The organism is Paenisporosarcina sp. P5_A11, assembly GCF_056400705.1.
Genome location: NZ_JBFUKT010000193.1, coordinates 1 through 6,089, shown reverse-complemented (window position 1 = coordinate 6,089; position 6,089 = coordinate 1). Strand labels below are relative to the sequence as shown.

Here is a 6,089-nt window from a genome sequence, read left to right as displayed (position 1 = left end):
CGCCTATATTTTGCAACATATTGTTCCCTCCTTAAATATTGTTTTTTATACCATTGGGATGAGTAAGACATATAGCATTTACTTATTAGTGGTTTTCCACTTTCTCTTTTTTCTCATTATCTAATGGTAAAGGATCCATACTTTGATCGTTCGCTGTTAAATCAATTCCATAGTCCTTAGCGAAAACCATATGGGTTTCTACAAGAACACCTTCCTTATTTTCATCTAAATTGAATACTCTTGCTCCACGAAGTCTATTTCTATCAGCACCTGAAAGACCATATGTACCGAAACCTGTGTTACCAGCATATCCAAGCAAAATTCCATAATAATTGCCCATATAGGTATTCACATGATCATGTCCGCAGAAAACTCCTTTAACGTCTTCTCTCTCTAACATGGCTGAAAACAAACCACCGTTAACCGGTCCCGGACATTCATCTTCGTTTCTTTCTCCTACTATATTATGCTTTACCACTGCAAGATCATGGTTTGCGGGTAATCTACTATCTACGCTTCCGTGCCACATAAAACGATGTTCCCATAGTGGGATATGAATGAACGCGAGTGAAGGTACTTTATAACCGTTCTGCTTCTCCAGTTTTTTGGATTGCTCATAATACCAGTTAACTTGATTAAATCTRAGCCAGTCCCAAGTAGGGTATCCTTTAAAATCTTGCCCAGCTATTGTTGCTGGAGCATATCTTCCACTATCAAGAAGCCAAATGTTGAACGCGGCTTTTTTGCCTTGTGATTGTCTAATGATGAGGTTCATGTTTCCTGTCCCAGTAAGGTCCTTTTCTCCAGGTTCGTTTACATTATATTTGAACTTCATATAGAACTTCAGCATATCATTCTCATCCATTCCGCTCTTGGATGAAGAGTCTTCATCATGATTTCCAAACGTAACTGCCCATTTAATCATTCTTTTTTCCATTGGTTGAGCTACATTATTTAGGGCTTGTTTCATCTCTAATTCCGTATCGCAGCCTCCTGAAATATTGTCACCGTTGAGTACAACAAAATCCGGCTTCYCTGAATCTAGAACTTTCTCCATCAGTTCAAGTGTCCTACGATCAATTCGTTCATCATCTTGAGTATCGTTAAATTGTACGACTTTAAACTTTCCATTTGAATTGAATTGAAGCTTAGCATCTTCCTTTTTTTCAGCCTGTACAGTGTTAGTAAATAAATCTCCTGGCAATCCAGTAGTCGCAAGTGTTAAAGCAAGTGTACTCATTCCACCTATTTTTAAAAAACTCCTTCTGTCTAACCCATTGTTTTGATTCTCATTAGTCATTAAAAAACCTCCAATTTTTTATACATACTTGATAGAGCTGATTAATCCCCGAAAAGGTAGTTTTCAAAAAGAGTAGATTGTAAAAAAACGATATATAGTAGATTTTTCGAAGTAACAGCCACTATATATGGTGTTGAAAATAACCGTTATTCCTTTTTGGGGATAAACCATAGAGATTAACAATAGAAAAGAGTAATAGTAAGGGAGAAAACTTTATGTAATGTCAATACAAACAATCATTACTTAAAATTGAGATGGAGCCAGTATCTCCGTTAGCTACATTTATATCGTAGTACAAAAATATTGATAGATTATTAATAACATGTTAAATGTAGGTAAATAAAGCATCCACATAGACAATCTGTAACTAATAAGCTAACTTAACAAAAAGARCGCCTTCTGCTACAAAATGCAGAAGGCGTTCTTTTCATTAATAACTCTCCGAATACTCTTGCCCTTACAATTTAACATGGGCAGAATGGCATGTATGCCTCGATATGTTGACTGCTTTACTGGATGGTCATTATATAGACTTTTCAAAAGATGAATGGGAAAGATTGTATAAGAAGTATATTGTCGCAGTCAGTGAGGTTTAAGAATAAAATAATTTATGAAGCGATAGAAGAGCTAAGAGAGAGTTAACCGTTTGAGGTATGAATGTTTATATAAACTCAACTTTCTTCTATTGTTCTTTTTACAGGTCTATTACTTGCCATCCCATTTTCAAAGGATTCAAACGAAAGTCTAAAGTTGTAGTGGTACTTGTGGCTGAAAAGTGACCCTTGTTTTCCTTCAAAATAATAGGGTCAAGCAGCTAGATTGCCTTTGACTCAAACTTTTCGCCCCTGTGTCAAAAACAAAAACGTTAATTTGAACTATCGAGAATGTTACAATTCCCATGATTTTCTCGGACATGGGACATATTTTTTACAAGTGTAGAAAAACGGAAAATAATTTTAAAATTCGTTTACATGAATATGACTTCAAAAGACAAACTAATACGAACCTAAATTAAGAAAGGATGATGTAACGTGGGCAGAGATGAACATAAATCTAAAAGTAATAACAAAAACACTTTACCTCAAACGCCAAAAAGCCTAAAAATACCACCAGGTCGTATAAAAGAAGAAACCGCTAGTGAATTTGCAGAAATAGGTTCCAAGGCGTTGAAAGTTCTAAACACATCCACTCATCAAAAAATTGCACCAGATCGTATTAGAGCAGAACTCGCTAGTGAATTTGCAGAAATAGGTACCAGATCGTTGAAAGGTAAAAACACATCCCTCCAATACACAACAAAGAAAGAGTAGCTTTGAGATAACGAAGTGGAAATAAATGATCTCAAAGATGTAAGTCAAAAAAAAATTAGCCCCCACCCTATATCCCCTATGTATTGGGTGGGTGCATTCTATAAAAGCACGCTTTTTTGCCCTGTCATCTCTTCAATCTCTTTTAAGAATCCAATAAAGTGATGTAATTCCTCAATGGTATGTTTTATCGAAAAGCTCTTTCCAAACGGTTTTGATTTATCTAAGAATGCCTGAACCTGGATTTCTCCTATTGCCACATCCCTCCTCTGATTTTAACTAACCAGTACCCCATCCTCCATGTAGTGTCATAGCTTCACTTGTTATACGAGATCTACGTCCCAACCAGCCTCAAACATGTTTCTACAAGGAGAGGGTGAACAGTTTGGGATCATTCTCCCACGCACTCGTACGTCCTACCTGGCTACCGATATACCAAATCCTATTATAAAAAGGTTAACCAGTAAAAACTGGTTAATCAAACACATAAAACCAATAAATCAAACTAAATTTCCCATTCCAACTTCATAAATAATTGGTTTTCCATTAACTCACCAGAAAGGCTCCCGTTCATTTTTTCCATTAAGCTTTTTGCAATCGGTAAACCTAGACCTGTACCTTTTCCAGTTCTAGCTCGGTCTGCTTTATAAAAACGGTCAAATATATGATGTAAATCTTGTTCATTTAACTGGTTAACCGAGTTACTAATTGTCAGTTGAACGGATGTATTACATTTTTCTAGCTGGATGGTTACATGACCGATTGAATGTCTAATCGCATTTACTACTAAATTTTCTATGACTCGCTTCACGGCAGATGGGTCGCCCATAATGAGGAAAACCATTCTCTTCGATCACTACAATGGAATACAAATGTTTGAAGTTGCATGATGAAATCATCATTGACAAAGTTCAAACCATAGCATATTGTATAAATATTACGAATATTAGCCCTAAAGAGGAGTTTGTTTTATGAGTGTGACAGTTCTTAACTAATCCGTTAATTTCATACGGTCTTGAATGAAGCAAAATACCAAGAAAGGCTTGGTTTATTTATTATGCGCTTTTCAAGAATTGTTAAGAACAAGCATCATAGCAAAGAAGAATGGATAACTCCAGCTATGACATGTATTTGTCATAGCTTTTTTGATGTATATAAGTTGTATTGAGTAAGAAATCTAAAATGGACTCAGTCTACAACCTTATTGCACAAATTAATGGGCTCCGTAAAACAATGTCATTCTTTCTAAGCCGTCATGAGTGTTTTCATGACGGCTTTTTTTATTCAAAAAAAGGAGGAAATAATAATGAATCAACAAACGATAGATGTTCTGGGTTATCAGGACATTTTAAAAGAAGTAGGCAGTTATGCAATAACCGATCGTGCAAAGTTAACAATCGAAGGATTACGTCCATCGACAAACAAAAAAAGTATTGAAAATGCATTAGGTGAAGTACATGAGGCACTCCAGATAATGAAAATAAGTTCGAGTGTTCCGTTGCATACTTTGAACGATATGGAGCAATACATTGAACAATCAAAGAAAGGTCTATACATTCGGCCTGATCAATTTACTCGGGTTTTTTCATTTTTAGATCATTGCAATAAATTGAAGCGGTTTATGAAAGATAAAAGGTTTGCAGCTCCAACTATAAGCTTATACGCTGAATCCATTGAAGACTTAAGTGAATTAGAGGCTGAAATTACGAGATGCTTGAGACATGGACAGGTAGACGATTACGCTTCAAAAGAACTACTATATACTCGAAGGCAGTTATCCTTACAACTTACGAAGATGAAAGACAGAGCTCAAATCATGGTGAAATCGAAATCGTTCACTCCTTATTTACAGGAGGGATTGGTTTCAGAGAGAAGTGGACGTTTTGTATTCGCAGTAAAGAAAGAATATCGAAACAAAATTAAAGGAACGATTATTGATTCTTCTGCTTCAGGAGCTACATTATTTATACATCCGAAAGCACTTGAAGAAATGCAGGAATCGATCGAAATCCTGAAAGTGTCAGAAGAGCATGAGGTTGAAAAAATATTATACGAACTTACAGAGAAATTCCTTTGCCATGAACATACGATTAAAATAGCGATGGACACCATGCATCACTATGATGTGATTTTTGCAAAAGCAAAGCACAGCCTTTATATTCGCGGGGAATGCCCATTATTAAATGAAGACTATGTACTTCATTTGAAGGGTGCGAGACACCCTATGTTGAAGGAAAATCCAGTTCCGCTTGCTCTACATTTTGGAGAAAGTGATCGAGCGCTTGTTATCACGGGGCCAAATACAGGGGGTAAAACGGTAACATTAAAAACAATCGGACTGTTAACAATGATGGCACAGACTGGATTGTATATTCCAGTTGAAAAAGGCAGTACACTGCACATTTTTCATCGAATATTTGTTGATATAGGTGATGGTCAGAGTATCGAGGAGAATTTGAGTACTTTTAGTTCACGACTTTTGAATATTATAGAGATATTAAAACAAACGGATAATCAGTCCCTTGTGTTACTAGATGAGCTGGGGTCTGGAACGGATCCCAGCGAAGGAATGGCATTAGCGATTGTCATCCTTGAACAACTCTTTGAAAAAGGTGCTACCCTATTTGCAACGACGCATTATAGTGAGATGAAGGAATTTGCCGACCAAAAAGAAGGTTTTGTGAATGGATCAATGGAATTTGATATCGAAACACTTCGACCTACCTATCGTCTACTGTTAGGGGAAAGTGGGAAAAGCCAGGCTTTTGATATTGCATTAAAGCTCGGTTTACACCCAAAATTGATTGAAAAAGCTTATCAAATTACGTATAAAAAGGAAATGCAAGTGTTAGATCAAGTAAATGAAACCAAATTGAAGGATCTTCATTATGTCCGACAAATAACAACAAATAAATATGCAAGAATCAACCCTTCGAAAAGACAACATATCGTTGATGACAAAGTCACCATATTCGAACAAGGAGATAATGTCACCATAACAGCTACAAATGAAACAGGAATTGTTTATAAAGGGCCAGACCATATTGGAAATTACATCGTGCAAGTAAAAGGTGAAAAGAAACCGTTCAATCATAAAAGATTAAAATTGCATATTAAAGCGAGTGAGTTGTATCCTGAAAATTACGATTTTGATATTATTTTTAAATCAGTTGAATATCGTAAGGTGAAGAGTCAGCTCGATCGAAAGCATGTAGAAGGGTTAAATTTGGAGGAAGAGTAATTATAGTGGCACTTTGTAATATTAAATTGGCCAATAATACTTATAGAAGACTGCCGGATTGTTTGGGGAGCTAATATAAGTTGTCTCAAAATGCTATTTACCCTCCAGTATTAGATTTACCTAACCTAAAAGTCATATTACTTGTTGAATTAACCTGCTTCTTTAATTCAATAAGAAAAAAATGCTTTACTCTTGCTTAAAGTAAAGCACCCGTTAGTTTAAGTGTAATGCTTTACAATTG

The 6,089-nt window shown here is 35.8% G+C and carries 5 protein-coding genes; 2 read left to right on the top strand and 3 right to left on the bottom strand.

Annotated features, from left to right (window positions below; genetic code table 11):
• Nucleotides 1-85: 85 nt before the first annotated feature.
• Nucleotides 86-1,300, bottom strand: coding sequence for a metallophosphoesterase family protein (locus tag AC1DOS_RS17340; protein ID WP_477538502.1), 1,215 nt, complete (start codon nt 1,298-1,300; stop codon nt 86-88).
• Nucleotides 1,301-2,331: 1,031 nt separating this feature from the next.
• Between AC1DOS_RS17340 and AC1DOS_RS17335 the strand changes: the two genes are divergently transcribed.
• On the top strand, nt 2,332-2,610 hold the full coding sequence (locus tag AC1DOS_RS17335) for a YfhD family protein (protein ID WP_108587971.1): 279 nt from the start codon (nt 2,332-2,334) through the stop codon (nt 2,608-2,610).
• A gap of 98 nt (nt 2,611-2,708) precedes the next feature.
• On the opposite strand, the gene AC1DOS_RS17330 is transcribed toward AC1DOS_RS17335, so the two are convergent.
• Complete coding sequence (locus AC1DOS_RS17330) at nt 2,709-2,867, bottom strand: hypothetical protein (protein WP_477538501.1); 159 nt, start codon at nt 2,865-2,867, stop codon at nt 2,709-2,711.
• Nucleotides 2,868-3,112: 245 nt separating this feature from the next.
• Entirely contained in the window at nt 3,113-3,436 is a 324-nt protein-coding gene (locus tag AC1DOS_RS17325) for an ATP-binding protein (RefSeq protein ID WP_477538503.1), read from the bottom strand.
• Between the two features lie 477 nt (nt 3,437-3,913).
• On the opposite strand from AC1DOS_RS17325, the gene AC1DOS_RS17320 reads away from it, so the two are divergent.
• Nucleotides 3,914-5,848, top strand: coding sequence for an endonuclease MutS2 (locus tag AC1DOS_RS17320; protein ID WP_477538500.1), 1,935 nt, complete (start codon nt 3,914-3,916; stop codon nt 5,846-5,848).
• Nucleotides 5,849-6,089 lie beyond the last annotated feature (241 nt).